The following is a 14241-nucleotide window of genomic DNA, read 5'->3' as shown; positions in this document are numbered from 1 at the left end:
CCATATTGCGAGGGCTGCGCCCTCGATCGCGACACAAGGCCGCTCCTACAGGAGTCCGCGTTCCTCTGTAGAAGCGGCCTTGTGTTGCGATGGGCCGCAAAGTGGCCCCGAGGGTTACAGCCCGAGCTTGGCCATGCGAGCCTTCACCGAAGCCTCGATCCCGGCTGCATCCAGCCCGCACTCTGCCAGCATTTGCGCAGGCTTGGCGTGCTCGACATAGATATCCGGCAGCCCCAGGTGCAGCAGCGGCTTGAGCACCGCCTGACTGGCCAGGAACTCACCCACGGCAGCGCCCGCACCACCCATGATGGCGTTCTCTTCGATGGTCACCAGCAGTTCGTGGCTGCCAGCCAGCTCCAGCACCAAGGCCTCGTCCAGCGGCTTGACGAAGCGCATGTCGACCACCGTGGCGTTGATCTGCTCGGCCACCTGCATGGCCTCGGCCAGTTGCACGCCGAACACCAGCAGGGCGATTTTCTCGCCTTGGCGGCGAACCACGCCCTTGCCGATTTCCAGTGGCTGCAGGTCACCGCTGATCGGCGCGTTCGGGCCAGTGCCACGCGGGTAGCGCACGGCCGCTGGGCCGTTGTACAGGTGGCCGGTGCTGAGCATCTTGCGCAGCTCGTTCTCGTCGCTAGGCGTCATCACCAGCATGCCCGGAATGCAGCGCAGGTACGACAGGTCGTAGCTGCCGGCGTGGGTCGGGCCGTCTTCGCCGACCAGGCCGGCGCGGTCGATGGCGAACAGCACGTCGAGGTTCTGCACGGCCACGTCGTGGATCAGCTGGTCGTAGGCACGCTGCAGGAAGGTGGAGTAGATCGCCACCACCGGCTTGCTGCCCTCGCAGGCCATGCCGGCCGCCAGGGTCACGGCGTGCTGCTCGGCGATGGCCACGTCGAAGTAGCGTTGCGGGTAGCGTTCGCTGAAGTCGACCAGGTCCGAGCCTTCCTTCATCGCCGGGGTAATGCCCACCAGGCGGTTATCGGCGGCGGCCATGTCGCACAGCCACTGGCCGAACACGGCGGAATATTTCGGGCCGCTGACTTTCTTCGGCGCGGCTGGCTTGTCGGCTGGCTCCAGCTTGGTGATGGCGTGGTAGCCGATCGGGTCGACCTCGGCCGGGGCGAAGCCCTTGCCCTTCTTGGTCACCACGTGCAGGAACTGCGGGCCCTTCAGGTCACGCATGTTGCGCAAGGTGGCGATCATGGTCGGCAGGTCGTGGCCGTCGATCGGGCCGATGTAGTTCCAGCCCAGCTCTTCGAACAGCGTACCTGGCACCAGCATGCCCTTGGCGTACTCCTCGGTGCGGCGGGCGATTTCCCAGGCACCTGGCAGGCGCGACAGCACTTTCTTGCTGCCTTCGCGCATGCTCGCGTAGGTGCGGCTGGAGAGGATCTTGGCCAGGTAGTTGGACAGGCCGCCGACATTGCGCGAAATCGACATGTCGTTGTCGTTGAGGATCACCAGCATGTCGGCGTTGACCTCCTGGGCGTGGTTCAACGCCTCGAAGGCCATACCGGCGGTCAGCGCGCCATCGCCGATCACCGCGATCGACTTGCGTGCACTGTTTTGCAGACGGGCGGCAATGGCCATGCCCAGCGCGGCGCTGATGGAGGTGCTGGAGTGGCCGACGCCAAAGGTGTCGTACTCGCTTTCGCTGCGGCGCGGGAAGGCGGCGATGCCGTCCTTCTGGCGCAGGCTGAGCATGCGGTTACGGCGCCCGGTGAGGATCTTGTGCGGGTAGGCCTGGTGGCCCACGTCCCACACCAGCCGGTCGTCCGGGGTGTCGAACACGTAGTGCAGGGCGATGGTCAGCTCGATCACGCCCAGACCGGCACCAAAGTGCCCACCGGTCTGCCCCACGGTATAGAGCAGTTCCTGGCGCAATTCGTCGGCCAGGGTCTCCAGGTCGGCTTCGGCCAACCGGCGCAGGCCGGCAGGCGTGTCAGCGCGGTCGAGCAACGGCGTGACCGGGCGTTCGCGGGGGATCTCTTGAAACGTCGTGGGCATCAGGCGAGTCGTTATAGGTGTGTGAAGACGCGGCAGTTTACCCCATTGTAGGAAATACTGCCCATTCAGACGGGTGTCGCATGGGGCGCGCAGCGGCCCCAATCCATCAGTTACGGCGTTCGACGATGTAGCGCGCCAGCGCCCGCAGCGGCTCGGCCGTTTCACCGAACCCTTGCAGTGCGATCAGCGCCTGGTCGCGCAGTTCGATTGCATAGGCCTTGGTCGCTTCCAGGCCCAGCAGGGCCGGATAGGTCGGTTTGTCACGGGCTATGTCGGCGCCCTGGCGTTTACCCAGGGTGGCGGTATCGCTTTCCACATCGAGGATATCGTCCTGCACCTGGAATGCCAGGCCGATGGCCTGTGCATAAGTTTGCAGGGCATCGAGCTGCGCTTGTTCGGCGCGGGCACTGGCCAGGGCGCCGAGGCGGACGCTGGCTTCGATCAGCGCGCCGGTCTTGTGTCGGTGCATGAATTCCAGCGCCTGCTGGTCCAGCTTCAGGCCCACTGAGCCGAGGTCGATGGCCTGGCCGCCGACCATGCCGGCCGGGCCGGCAGCCTTGGCCAATGCCTGGACCATGGCCAGGCGGATGTTGTCTGCCTGCGGGCTCAGGTGTGGGTCGAGCAGGGCGCTGAACGCCAGGCTCTGCAGGCCGTCGCCAGCCAGGATGGCGCAGGCTTCATCGAACGCTTTGTGAGTGGTTGGCTGGCCGCGACGCAGGTCGTCGTCGTCCATGGCCGGCAGGTCGTCATGCACCAGCGAGTAAGCGTGGATCAGCTCGACCGCGCAGGCGGCGCCGTTGGCCTGTTCGGCGGGTGCGCCCAGGGCTTCGCAGGCCGCGTAGGCCAGCAACGGGCGCACGCGCTTGCCGCCGTTCATCACGCTGTAGCGCATGGCGGCGTAAAGGCGCTCCAGCTCTTTGGTCGGGGCGATGAACAGCGGTTCGAGGGCGGTATCGACCCGCGCCTGGCAACTGGCCTGGTAGGTACCAATCATACGTCTGGCTCCGCGTCGAAGGGCTGGGCAGCCAGCTCGCCGTCGCGCTCCAGCAGAATTTGCACCTTCTGTTCGGCCTGGGCCAGGGCGCCCTGGCAATCACGGGTCAGGGCGATGCCTTGTTCGAAGGCGGCCAGCGACTCTTCCAGCGACAACTCGCCGTTCTCCAGGCGCTCGACCAGTGCTTGCAGGTCTGCGAGGGATTGCTCGAAATCGAGGGAGGCTTTTTTGCGGGCCATGGCGACTGTCTCGGTGGCATTCAGAACGGCGCGACACTAGCAGAGCGGGGCGGGGGGAGCAAACTTCAGGGGCAATGAGGTGGGTATCAAGGGCTCTTTCGCGGGCACCCCCGCTGCCACAGGTACTCCACAGCCTTGAAGAACTGTGGGGTACCTGTGGCAGCGGGCGTGAACGCGAACAACCTGAAGGTGACCTATCAGGCTGGCTCTGCTTCCAGCTCCAACAAGGCCTCACGATACCGCGCCAGTTCTTCGATGGTGAGCACCGGCAAATTGTACTGCCGCGCATACACCGCCACCTGCTCGCCCCGGGCCATGCTGCCATCGGGGTTCATCAGTTCGCACAACACAGCCGCCGGGCGCAGGCCAGCCAGGCGCGCCAGGTCAACCGAACCTTCGGTGTGCCCACGGCGGGTCAGTACCCCGCCATTGCGGGCGCGCAGCGGGAACACATGGCCTGGGCTGACGATATGGCGCTGTTCGGCGCTGGAACGCAGTGCCGCGTCGATGGTGGTGATACGGTCCTGGGCAGAAACCCCGGTGGTAATGCCTTCTGCTGCCTCGATGGTGACGGTGAAGCCGGTGCCGTGGCGGGCCTGGTTGTTCTGCACCATCGGTGCCAGCTGCAGCGCGTCGACGGTGGCTTCATCCAGGCACAGGCAGACGATACCGCTGCAGTCGCGGATCATCATGGCCATGGTCTGCAACGTAATGTTCTCGGCGGCGGCAATGATGTCCGCTTCGTCCTCGCGGTCGTTATCGTCGAGCAGCAGTACAGGGCGCCCGGCCTGGAAGGCGGCGATGGCGGCGGAAACATTGGGAAATTGCGAAAGGTGCTGGGTGGACATGAAACGCTCCTCGTGAATGATCGATGAACGTCTCGGGGCGAACAAAATGCGCGCGCAAGGGCGCCCGAATGGCCCCTGCCTGACGCCTTCTTTCATCCGGACTATGACCGTCGGCTCTGGAGTTGCACCAGATCTGCTGACCCCCGGCATGGCCGGGGCGCTCGCGGGCTCATCTTTCGATTTACCGCCGGTGGGGACTTTCACCCCGCCCTGAAGACCGGGCAAGCATACCGCACAGTGCCACCCCACTGGCAACCCGCTGTTCTACGACCTTCGGCGGTATCATGCAGGCATGGCCTTTCTGGAGTACCCCCATGGACATTCTCCAAGTCGCCGGCGGCAAGCCGGTCAAATTATGGACTGATGGCGTGCCGGTCGAGGAGGACGCCCGCCGGCAACTGATGAACACGGCCAGGATGCCGTTCATCTTCAAGCATCTGGCGGTGATGCCGGACGTGCACCTGGGCAAGGGCTCGACCATCGGCAGCGTGATCCCCACGGTCGGTGCGATCATTCCCGCAGCGGTTGGCGTGGACATCGGCTGCGGCATGATCGCTGCGCGCACTTCTTTGCACGCCCGTGACCTGCCAGACAACCTGCATGGCCTGCGCAGCGCCATCGAGCAGGCGGTGCCCCATGGCAAAACCTTCGGCAAACGTGACCAGGGCGCCTGGGCCGATGTGCCGGCCAAGGCAGACAAGGCCTGGGGCCAGTTGGCCGGGCGCTTCAAGGCCATTACCGACAAGTACCCGCGCCTGGAGAAAACCAACAACCGTCACCACCTGGGCACCTTGGGCGGTGGCAACCACTTCATCGAAGTGTGCCTGGATGAGGCCGACCGCGTCTGGTTCATGCTGCACAGCGGCTCGCGCGGTGTGGGCAATGCCATCGGCAACCTGTTCATCGAACTGGCCCAGGCCGACATGCGTCAGCACCTGGCCAACCTGCCGGACAAGGACCTGGCGTATTTCGAGGAAGGCAGTCGCCATTTCGCGGACTACGTCCAGGCCGTGGAGTGGGCACAGGACTACGCCCGGCAGAACCGCGAGCTGATGATGCTGGCCGTGGTCGGCGCTGCTCGCAAGGCGCTGGGCAAACCGTTCGAGGCCAGCCTGGAAGCGGTGAACTGCCACCACAACTATGTACAGCGTGAGCAGCACTTTGGCCGCGAAGTGTTGGTCACGCGCAAGGGGGCGGTGTCGGCGCAGAAGGGGCAGTTGGGCATCATCCCAGGCTCCATGGGCGCCAGAAGCTTCATCGTGCGTGGGCTGGGCAATGAGGAGTCGTTCTGCTCCTGCAGCCATGGCGCTGGGCGCGTGATGAGCCGGACCAAGGCCAAAAGCCGCTTCACCGTCGAGGACCAACGGCGGGCCACGGCGCATGTGGAATGCCGCAAGGACAAGGATGTAATCGACGAAATCCCGATGGCGTACAAGGACATCGACGCGGTGATGCGTGCCCAGCAGGCGCTTGTCGAGGTGGTTCACACCCTGCGGCAGGTGGTGTGTGTGAAGGGCTAGCCAGGAGCGCCTCGAACAACTGGCCCGGATACGTCGTTATCTGGCCAGCTGCTTGAGCACCGTACGCAAAGAAGCCCCCAGCATTTGCCCATGGTCCAGCCCCTCGAACCGTTCGAAGCGCACCTGAAGGCCTTTTACCTTGGCCAGGTCTGCCGTCAGTTCGCGCGCGGGCTTCTCCACATCGCCCTTTAACTGCGCCCTGGGGCTCGCAGGTTCCTCGCTGCCCCGCATCAGTAGCAGCCGCGCAGGGTTGTTGCCCAAGCGCTGCTCAAGCCCCCGCGCCTCCTGCACGATGGCCCCGTCATGCCACCACAGTGATGGGCTGGCGGCGGCGTAGTCGCTGAATGCGCCGGGCCGGGTGAACAGTGTATGCAGCACGGCCAGCCCGCCGTAGGAGTGGCCCCACAGGGTTTGCCTTCGCAGGTTGATGGGTGCCACGCCAGCCACCTTGTTGCGCATGGGCCCGGTCAGCAGGTCAACGAACGCCTCCACGCCGCCGCTGGGCTCCCCGGTCAACGGGTCGTGTTGTTCTGTCCGCCCAGGCAATGCCGGGGTGTAGTCATAGGTGCGCGCAGTTCGCTCGATACGCTGGTCGGTCTGGTAACCCACGGCCACAAGCAATGGCGCCTGACCGGCAGCGAGCTTGCCCAGTTGCTGGCTGTCCAGCGCCCCTAGCGCGGCATTGCCATCGAGCATCCACAGCACCGGATACCCGGATGCGGGTGCCGGGCGGTTCGGCTGGCCGACCCACAGGCGGTAGTGGCGCTGGCCGTCTGCCGAGTCCATATCGAGCTGGCTGAAGCGGTACGCCAGGCCCTTGCGCTGCAGCAGCGAAGTGTCCATTTTCTGGTTGTGCTCGGGCTGTGCCAGGGCGACAGGGGCTGCAAGGGCCAGTGCCAAAGCCAGCGTCAGGGTCATCTTGCTCATCAGGCGTCTCGTCAGGGCTTTGCGAGGAGCGCAAGGCGGGTGCGCCAAGATGATAATCAGTCCTGATTGAGCGTAAAGCGCATTAACTTTCTAAACAGTCCCTGGCAAGCGGCAAGGTCATGTGCAGGCACAGGCCAGGGTGGCCGTTGCTGGCCCACAAGCGGCCACCTTGCAGCTCGATGGCGCGGCGGGCGATGGCCAGGCCCAGGCCGAAGCCCGCTCCGCTACCGGCCAGGCGCTGGTAAGGCTTGAAGATGCGTTCCAGGTCGATGTCAGGCACACCGGGGCCTTGATCGCTCAGGCGCAGGTGCCAGCAATCGCCCTCACGCCAGCCATCCAGGCTCACCCGGCCCTCGGCCGGCGAGTGGCGAATGGCATTGCGCAGCAGGTTTTCCAGGGCTTGGGCCAGGCTGTCCAAGTGAGCCTGTACCCGGCAGTCGGTACCGAGCGAACACGGCAGGCGCGACGGGGCCCAGCCGCTTTCGAAGCAAACGTCCTGGCACAGTGCTTCCCATACCGAAAGCATCAACACCGGTTCGGTCGGCAGGCTGGGCTGTTCGGTGTCCATCCAGGCCAGGTCCAGCGTGTCTTCCAGCAGCTTTTGCATGTCGGCGACTTCGCGGTCCAGGCGTTCGCGCAGTTGTGGCGGTGGCAAGTCGCTGTCATGGGCAATGCGCAGCCGCGCCAGTGGCGTGCGCAATTCGTGAGACAGTGTGCGCAACAGCAGGCGCTGTTGTTCCAGGCTCTGGCGCAGGCGCCCGGCCATGTGTTCGAAGGCCTGTGCCAGTTCACCCAGCTCGTCACGGCGTTCCTGCAGGGGCAGGGCGGGGCTGTCCAGGTCGTCGGCACGCAGGGCGTCGGCGCGGTCGCGCAGGCGGTTCAGCGGTACGACCAAATGTCGGTACAACGCCAGGCCCAGCAGCAGTGCGAGCAGTGCGGGTGCAACGCCGTGGGTGATCACATGGGTCCACGGTGTCAGGCCGGTGGGCAGCAGGCGCTCGGGCAGTTGCAGCACCAGGCGGCCGTGCTCGGGGTGTTGCGGGAACTCGATGCTGACATACGGCAGCTCATCCTGCAGGCGCCGGCTCATTGGCCAGTCGAGTTTGCGCATGAAGGTCAGGTGGCTGGCTTGCTCGGCATTCAGTGGCGTGGTGCCAAGGCTTTGCAGGTGCGGCCCGACCAAGGCAACCCAGGTGTCCTCGGCTTGTTCCAGTTGCCTGCGCCAGGCCTCGGCGCCTTCCGCGCCGCCCTGGTTCCAGGCCTGTTCGGCTTGTTGTGCATAGCGGGCCAGGTAATCCTGGTCGGCCTGGGACAGGAAGTAGGTACTGCGCTCTACCGACAGGCCCCAGGTCCAGATCAGCCAGACCAGCAGCAGGCAGAAGCTGACCTGCAGTACCGCCAGTTTCCATAGCAAAGGGTGGCGACGCATCAGGGCTGTTCCGTGTCGATCAGGACATACCCTTGGCCACGCACGGCCTGGATCTGCAGGTGCTGGGCACTGATGTCGGCCAGCTTGCGGCGCAGGTTGCACACATGCACGTCCAGGCCCCTGTCCAGGCGGGTATAGGCCCGGTGCAGCACGCTCTGGTACAGGAAGGGTTTGCTCAAGGCTTCGCCGGGGTGCGCCCGCAGCGTCACCAGCAAGCGGAATTCGGAAGCGGTGAGGCCAGCGGCATTGCCGTTGTGGATAACGTCTTGACGGTCGTGGTCCAGCATCACCTCGCCGACGTCGGTACGCAGCGCCGTGCCACGGTCGAATGCCACACGCCGCAGCAAGGCGTCGACCCGGGCATCCAGCTCCGCCAGGCTGAAGGGCTTGGGCAGGTAATCGTCCGCGCCACGGGTAAAGCCGCTGATGCGATCTTGCTCGGCGCCTAGCGCCGACATCAGCATGACCGGTACCGCCTGTTGTCGGCGCAGCTCGTCGAGCAGGCTGAGGCCGTCGATGCCTGGCAGCATGATGTCCAACAGCACCAAATCGAACTGCGATTGCTGTATCGCATTCAGGGCCTGGGTGCCGCTGGCGCAGGCGTGCACCTGGAAACCGCGGTTGAGGAAATGGCGTTCCAGGTCTTGAAGCAGGCGAGGGTCGTCTTCGACAAGGAGAAGTGAGGTGGGCACGGCAAGCCTTGAATGAGAACTTCTATCAGTTACGAATCATCCCATTGCCAGCGGTCCGAGGGCAACGCCCCAATGTGTTAAGAAGGTTAATGATGCTGCACCCCCGTTTTCGCTCCGGTATCGTTCGCAAAAAGCAACTTGTTTCGTTTGCGAATTATTATCACTTGGGCGAAGGGTGTGGCATGAACGGTTTCAAAGGTGTGGGGAGCCCGCGACGGGTGCGGGGCTGGCTGGTACTGGGGCTGCTGGCGCCATTTTCGTTGTCGGCACTGGCTGAAACGGTAGCGACTCAGGCGGCAGCCGAGGATGCCTCGCTCGACCTGCCAGCATTGACCATCGAGGGCAACCGCCTTTACGACATGCTGCCATCGGAAGAAACCGGGGGCTACAGCGTCGATGCCGCTACAGTGGGCACCAAGACGCCAGCAGCGCTAAAGGACATTCCCCAGTCCATCACCGTCTACACCCAGGACTACGTCAAGGACCGCCAGTTCGTGCACCTGGATGACCTGGCCAAGTACACCGCCGGCCTGCGCACCCTGACCAACGATAGCGGCCGCTCGTCAATCTACGCCCGTGGCTACGAGTACAGCGAATTCAACATCGACGGCCTGCCGGCCCCCATGGCCAGTATCTTCGGCACTGTGCCGTCGCTGGCGGCGTTCGACCGAGTCGAAATCATGCGTGGCCCGGCTGGGCTGTTCAGCAGTACCAGTGAACTGGGTGGCATCGTCAACATGGTGCGCAAGCGCCCGACGGCCGAATTCCAGGGCCACATCGAAGGCAGCTACGGCACCTGGGACACCAACCACGAGGAAATCGACCTGAGCGGGCCGCTGGATGACGCCGGCCGCGTGCGCGGGCGCTTCATCGCATCCCGTGACGACACCAATGGCGAAGTCGATTACAACGCCAACACCAGCAACAGCTACTACGGTGCGCTGGACATCGACCTGGACGAGGCCACCACGCTGTCGTTCGGGCTGATGCACGAAGTGAAGAACATCACCCCGCACAACGGCTACCCGGCCACGTTGTCCGGTGAAGTGCCCGACTTCAGCCATTCGCGTTTCCTGGGGGCCGACTGGAACTACTTCGACGGCAAGACCACCGACCTGGTCGCCGAACTGACCCACCGCTTCGATAACGGTGGCTACGGCCGTGTCGCTGCCCGTGGCTCGCACCGCGATACAAATTACCTGTATGCCTTCACTGCGACCAACGCCACTACCGGTGCCAACTCCGAACGCGCCAGCGCCCGCGATTTCACCCAGGACACCTACTCGCTGGACGCCAGCTACAGCCAGCCGTTCGAAACATTCGGCCAGGTCAGCGAGTTCGTGGTCGGCAGCGACTATAAGAACTACGATACCGAGTACCTCAACGGCACCACCAACCTGGGTGCCATCAACGTCAACACCTATTCGCCGAAGCAGTTCGCCAAGCCGTCGCCCAACTACAGCACCGAAACCGGCATGCAGGAAGAGGAATACGGGCTGTACTCCAAGGTTACGTTCCGCCCGATCGATCGCCTGGCGCTGATCGCCGGTGGCCGTTTCAGCTGGTATCGCGGTGACTTCTACACCACTACCCTGAGCAGCGGCGCCACCACCAATGACAGCAAACGCGTGGACGGTCACTTCACTCCATATGGCGGCCTGGTCTACGACCTGACCGATAACCACGCGTTGTATGCCAGCTACTCGCAGGTGTTCAAGCCGCAGTCCGACACTGACAGCAACGGCCGCGTGCTGAAGCCGCGTGAAGGCGAGCAGTATGAGCTCGGCCTGAAGAGCAGCTACTTTGGCGGCGACCTGAATACCCGGTTGTCGGTGTTCCGGCTGACCGACAAGAACCGCGCCACCACGCTGTACGACGCTGATGGCGTAGCAACTACCGACTCCGTTGCAGCCGGCAAGACACGTGTGAAGGGCGCGGAAGTAGAAGTGAGCGGCAAGCTGACGGCAAATTGGGAACTGCTGGCCGGCTACACCTGGATGGAAACCGAAACCGTCAAGGGTGACGCCGAAACCACCTTCTTCATCATGCCGCGCAACCAGGCATCACTGTGGAGCAAATACACCATCAACCAAGGGCCGCTGACTGGCCTGGCCGTGGGTGGCGGCATATCGGCGATGAGCAACTTCTATTCCGAAAATGGCGGTGTGCGTATCGATGCACCGGGCTATGCCACAGTGGATGCGATGCTGTCGTACCCGGTTACCTCGAAGCTGACGGCCACCTTCAACGTCAACAACCTGTTCGATCGGGACTACCTGTCGCGGGTGGGGTCAACTTCGACATTCAACTTTTACGGGCCGTCGCGCAGCATGATGGTTGGCGCGCGGTATGACTTCTGATGCGTCGATATCCCAGGTGCGGCGCTCATTGAACGATATATATAGCTAGTTTGGCATGACTGTTTTTGGCGCCGGCTTACCGGCGCCACGACCGCCTGGTTTTTTTGCAGCACTGCGTGTGCAATCGGTTGAGTCGCACTAGAGTGTAGCCCTAGCGGAGTGCTTACTGCGTGTGCAGGAGGTCTGCAAGGACGCTGAAACGTTGTTGAGATGGACGGCTGGTTTTGAGGAGTAGGCCCCATGTAGACAATTCAACTGATCGTGTCCAGGCATCCCTGTGAGGGGAATATGATTGAAGACCCATATATCCTGTTTACCCGAATACCGATTGTTGTAAACGAGCAAGGTGAACTTTTTACTGACCCTTTGTGGGTCAAGGATATAGAGCTTCATCTGAGCTACATAGAAAACTTCGGCATCTGCTGCCCTGTTGAAAAAAGCAACAACGTCGAAGGGTTGCAAAGCATTAGTCATCTGAATGTGAAATGGCTTTACGGCTTGAGAAAAGACTATGGGCTTGCCTCTGTATTAAAGAATTTCCTACCCAATTTCATGTGCGTCGCCAAAGCCTGTAAATCGGCGAGGGTCGTGCATTCCGACGGTGCCGGTTGGGCATTTCCGTTGTCCTTCTACCTGCTGCCCCTGAAACCCCTGTTTCGCTTTCAATGGGTTGTTGTCATAGAGTCTTCATTCTGGATGCTGGGCCAGGGTGATACGCGGACGTTCAGGGCAGTCATCGAGCACTACGCACACTCCCTCCTGTTGAAACGCTGTTTGAAGCTGGCAAACGCCAGGATATTCACTCAATCTTTCTACAAGGAATATTTTCTCGGGGGCAACAATAGCCACACGTTAATTAACCCTGCCAGCTGGCTCGATAAGCAGTACATGGCGGCCCCGGAGGCAGTCAGGAGGCGATTCGAAGGTAGGCGTGAGCGTACACTCAACTTGCTTTACCCCTCACGCCTGGTCGTGGATAAAGGTGTCATGGTCGTTCTTGAAGCCATTGAACAACTGAACGTCGAAGGCGTTGAAATCACGATCACTCTCATGGGTGACGGGGATTTGAAAGCGCACTGCCTACGCTTTGCCGCTGAGTACCGTGGCGCCGTCGCGGTGAGGTTTCAGAGCGCAGTCGATTATGGCAAAGACTTTTTCACGATCATTGCCCAGCATGACTGGCTGTTGGTCCCGACATTGAAGCAGGAACAACCCCGAATCATATTCGATGCGTTCAGCCAGGGCGTTCCCGTCATCGGCTCCGACACATCCGGGGTGCAGGATATTACCAGCAGGCACAATGCGCTCACGTTTGAAACCGGTAACCCGTCCAGTTTGGCTGACCGTATTCGATATGCGGCGCGGCACCCCGAGCTGGCGCTGAAAATGGGGCTCGCGGGGCTGGACTATGCGACGGGGAAAACCCACTTGCAGATGCATCAGGTTCGTGAGGAATTCCTGAAGAGCAGCTTGAAGCTCTCGGCCAGCCCGCACATCTGACGCCACGTACGAGGATCTGCCGGTTGTAGCGTATACGACGGGGTATTAAAAAGCCGGCTTGTGGCCGGCTTCTCGGGGACGCTTCCGACTAATTTATGGTAAGCCGCAATCGCCTTAACTGTGTGGCCATCAAGGGCCTGAAAGAGATGGCAGATGCCCGTGTGGGATATCGCCGAGCCCTCTGGACCGCGGCTTGCGCCGGTCGGGGCTAAATGTGCCGCGTAGCATACAAGGGCCCGCGCAGGATGCCCAGCAAAAAATGGCACAGGGTGTTTCAGCCTGGCCGCTGCTGGCGGAAATGTGACCAGTGGAACACCCAGCCAAGGATCTCCAGCCCCTGCGCCTGGCGCTGCGCTGGGGTGTAGCGTTCGACCGCATAGTTACGCCGGTCATGGCTGTGCAGATAGAGCGTATCGTGCAGGCCAAGGCTGAGGCTGTTAACCCTGAGCATGCCGTTGTGCAGCAGGGCATAGGTCTCGCCATCGACCACTCGGGTCATGCTCAGGTCGATGGCCAGGGTGGCCTCCAGCGGAATCAACGGGAGCATGTTGCCGGCCGGCATCGCCAGGCAGATCGCGTTACCGGCCTGTACACCCAACCCCTTCAGGGCCTTTGCCGGCAGGCGCAGGTTTTTGCCCGCCACTGGCGACAGCAGGCTGTTATGCATCTCGTAATAAGGCACGTTCAGTACCCGACCGTGTCGCACCGACAGCGGAGTGGGTGGGTTGGCGAGTGCCGGCTTTGGCGGGCCGTTGCGCAGGATCGGGTTGGGGTGTTTGGGCCCTTCACCGGTGCGCAGCCAACGGCGGTGCACACAAAACAGGTCGGCCAGCTCATCCAGCCGGGCCAAAGGCACACCGCGTTTGAACCAGTTGTTGACGTGCTGCGGTGTGACGCTGCGCTGGGCGGCGAAATCGGAAGGGGTCAGGCCGCATTCATGCAGCAGGGCCTTGAGGCGGTCACCGGAAGTGTTCATGGCAGCGAGTGTAGCGGCGGGGCGCCAGCAAGGATATGAACCGGGTGTTGATGGGGTTTGTGTGAAAAGAGGCCGCCTGTAGGGCGTTGGTGTAGGACTGCGTAGGATTTGTTACTAGTAATCAGCGCATCGCCCTTTCAGGCGTAAAAAAACCCCGCCAAGGCGGGGTTTTTTATGCAACCGGTATCAGCCCTTGTAGGCAGCAACCGATTTGGTGATCGCAGCACGGGCAGCATCAGCGCCCTCCCAGCCTTCGATCTTGACCCACTTGCCCTTCTCGAGATCTTTGTAGTTGGCAAAGAAGTGCTCGATCTGCTGGATCAGCAGGGCTGGCAGGTCGGTGTATTCCTTCACGTCGACGTACAGCTGCGACAGCTTGTCGTGAGGAACGGCGATGACCTTGGCGTCGCCGCCGCCGTCGTCGGTCATGTTCAGTACGCCAACCGGGCGGGCGCGGATTACCGAGCCTGGCGCTACCGGATAAGGGGTAACCACCAGCACGTCCAGCGGGTCACCGTCGTCAGCCAGGGTGTTCGGGATGAAACCGTAGTTGGCTGGGTAGAACATTGGGGTAGCCATGAAACGGTCGACGAACAGCGTGTCGCTGTCCTTGTCGATCTCGTATTTGATCGGCGCGTGGTTGGCCGGGATCTCGATGGCGACGTAGATGTCGTTCGGCAGGTCTTTGCCCGCCGGAATCTTGCTGTAGCTCATTGGGCAGTGCCCCCGTGTTTGACCAAAAAAGT

General features: G+C 62.4%; 12 protein-coding genes and 1 riboswitch. Of the genes, 3 read left to right on the top strand and 9 right to left on the bottom strand.

The window, feature by feature from the left end; genetic code table 11:
• Positions 1 to 114: 114 nt before the first annotated feature.
• The 4 genes from dxs to ribB form a co-directional block, all read right to left on the bottom strand.
• Positions 115 to 2010 carry a 1-deoxy-D-xylulose-5-phosphate synthase gene (gene dxs, locus Q9451_RS27980; RefSeq protein WP_012270295.1) on the bottom strand — a complete coding sequence of 632 codons (1896 nt, stop codon included), beginning with the start codon at positions 2008 to 2010 and terminating at the stop codon, positions 115 to 117.
• A gap of 106 nt (positions 2011 to 2116) precedes the next feature.
• On the bottom strand, positions 2117 to 3004 hold the full coding sequence (ispA, locus tag Q9451_RS27975) for a (2E,6E)-farnesyl diphosphate synthase (RefSeq protein WP_345960818.1): 888 nt from the start codon (positions 3002 to 3004) through the stop codon (positions 2117 to 2119).
• Positions 3001 to 3243, bottom strand: coding sequence for an exodeoxyribonuclease VII small subunit (locus tag Q9451_RS27970; RefSeq protein ID WP_012270297.1), 243 nt, complete (start codon positions 3241 to 3243; stop codon positions 3001 to 3003). The genes ispA and Q9451_RS27970 overlap by 4 nt, the downstream gene beginning before the upstream one ends.
• A gap of 197 nt (positions 3244 to 3440) precedes the next feature.
• Positions 3441 to 4091, bottom strand: a complete 651-nt coding sequence (gene ribB, locus Q9451_RS27965) for a 3,4-dihydroxy-2-butanone-4-phosphate synthase (RefSeq protein WP_012270298.1) — start codon at positions 4089 to 4091, stop codon at positions 3441 to 3443.
• A gap of 80 nt (positions 4092 to 4171) precedes the next feature.
• Positions 4172 to 4313, bottom strand: a riboswitch (FMN riboswitch).
• A 92-nt stretch (positions 4314 to 4405) separates the two neighbouring features.
• Here ribB and Q9451_RS27960 point away from each other — a divergent pair.
• Positions 4406 to 5611 carry an RtcB family protein gene (locus tag Q9451_RS27960; protein WP_012270299.1) on the top strand — a complete coding sequence of 402 codons (1206 nt, stop codon included), beginning with the start codon at positions 4406 to 4408 and terminating at the stop codon, positions 5609 to 5611.
• A 36-nt stretch (positions 5612 to 5647) separates the two neighbouring features.
• On the opposite strand, the gene Q9451_RS27955 is transcribed toward Q9451_RS27960, so the two are convergent.
• From Q9451_RS27955 to Q9451_RS27945, 3 genes are all read right to left on the bottom strand, one after another.
• Entirely contained in the window at positions 5648 to 6538 is an 891-nt protein-coding gene (locus Q9451_RS27955; RefSeq protein ID WP_012270300.1) for an alpha/beta hydrolase, read from the bottom strand.
• 82 nt (positions 6539 to 6620) lie between these two features.
• On the bottom strand, positions 6621 to 7967 hold the full coding sequence (locus tag Q9451_RS27950) for a sensor histidine kinase (protein ID WP_012270301.1): 1347 nt from the start codon (positions 7965 to 7967) through the stop codon (positions 6621 to 6623).
• A complete protein-coding gene (locus tag Q9451_RS27945) occupies positions 7967 to 8659 on the bottom strand; it encodes a response regulator transcription factor (protein WP_012270302.1) in 693 nt (230 codons plus the stop codon). Before Q9451_RS27945 ends, Q9451_RS27950 begins: the two co-directional genes overlap by 1 nt.
• A 182-nt stretch (positions 8660 to 8841) precedes the next feature.
• Between Q9451_RS27945 and Q9451_RS27940 the strand changes: the two genes are divergently transcribed.
• The gene (locus Q9451_RS27940; RefSeq protein ID WP_012270303.1) at positions 8842 to 11019 is read left to right on the top strand and encodes a TonB-dependent siderophore receptor; all 2178 of its coding nucleotides are present in this window, start codon (positions 8842 to 8844) and stop codon (positions 11017 to 11019) included.
• Positions 11020 to 11307: 288 nt separating this feature from the next.
• Positions 11308 to 12519, top strand: coding sequence for a glycosyltransferase (locus Q9451_RS27935; protein WP_012270304.1), 1212 nt, complete (start codon positions 11308 to 11310; stop codon positions 12517 to 12519).
• A gap of 274 nt (positions 12520 to 12793) precedes the next feature.
• On the opposite strand, the gene Q9451_RS27930 is transcribed toward Q9451_RS27935, so the two are convergent.
• Together Q9451_RS27930 and ppa are read right to left on the bottom strand one after the other, a co-directional pair.
• Positions 12794 to 13495: an XRE family transcriptional regulator gene (locus tag Q9451_RS27930; protein ID WP_012270305.1), complete on the bottom strand. Its 702-nt coding sequence runs from the start codon at positions 13493 to 13495 to the stop codon at positions 12794 to 12796.
• Positions 13496 to 13681: 186 nt separating this feature from the next.
• Positions 13682 to 14209: an inorganic diphosphatase gene (gene ppa, locus Q9451_RS27925; protein WP_003255365.1), complete on the bottom strand. Its 528-nt coding sequence runs from the start codon at positions 14207 to 14209 to the stop codon at positions 13682 to 13684.
• Positions 14210 to 14241 lie beyond the last annotated feature (32 nt).

It is taken from the genome of Pseudomonas sp. NY8896, assembly GCF_039634505.1.
This window is presented reverse-complemented; position numbering and strand designations above follow the sequence as displayed.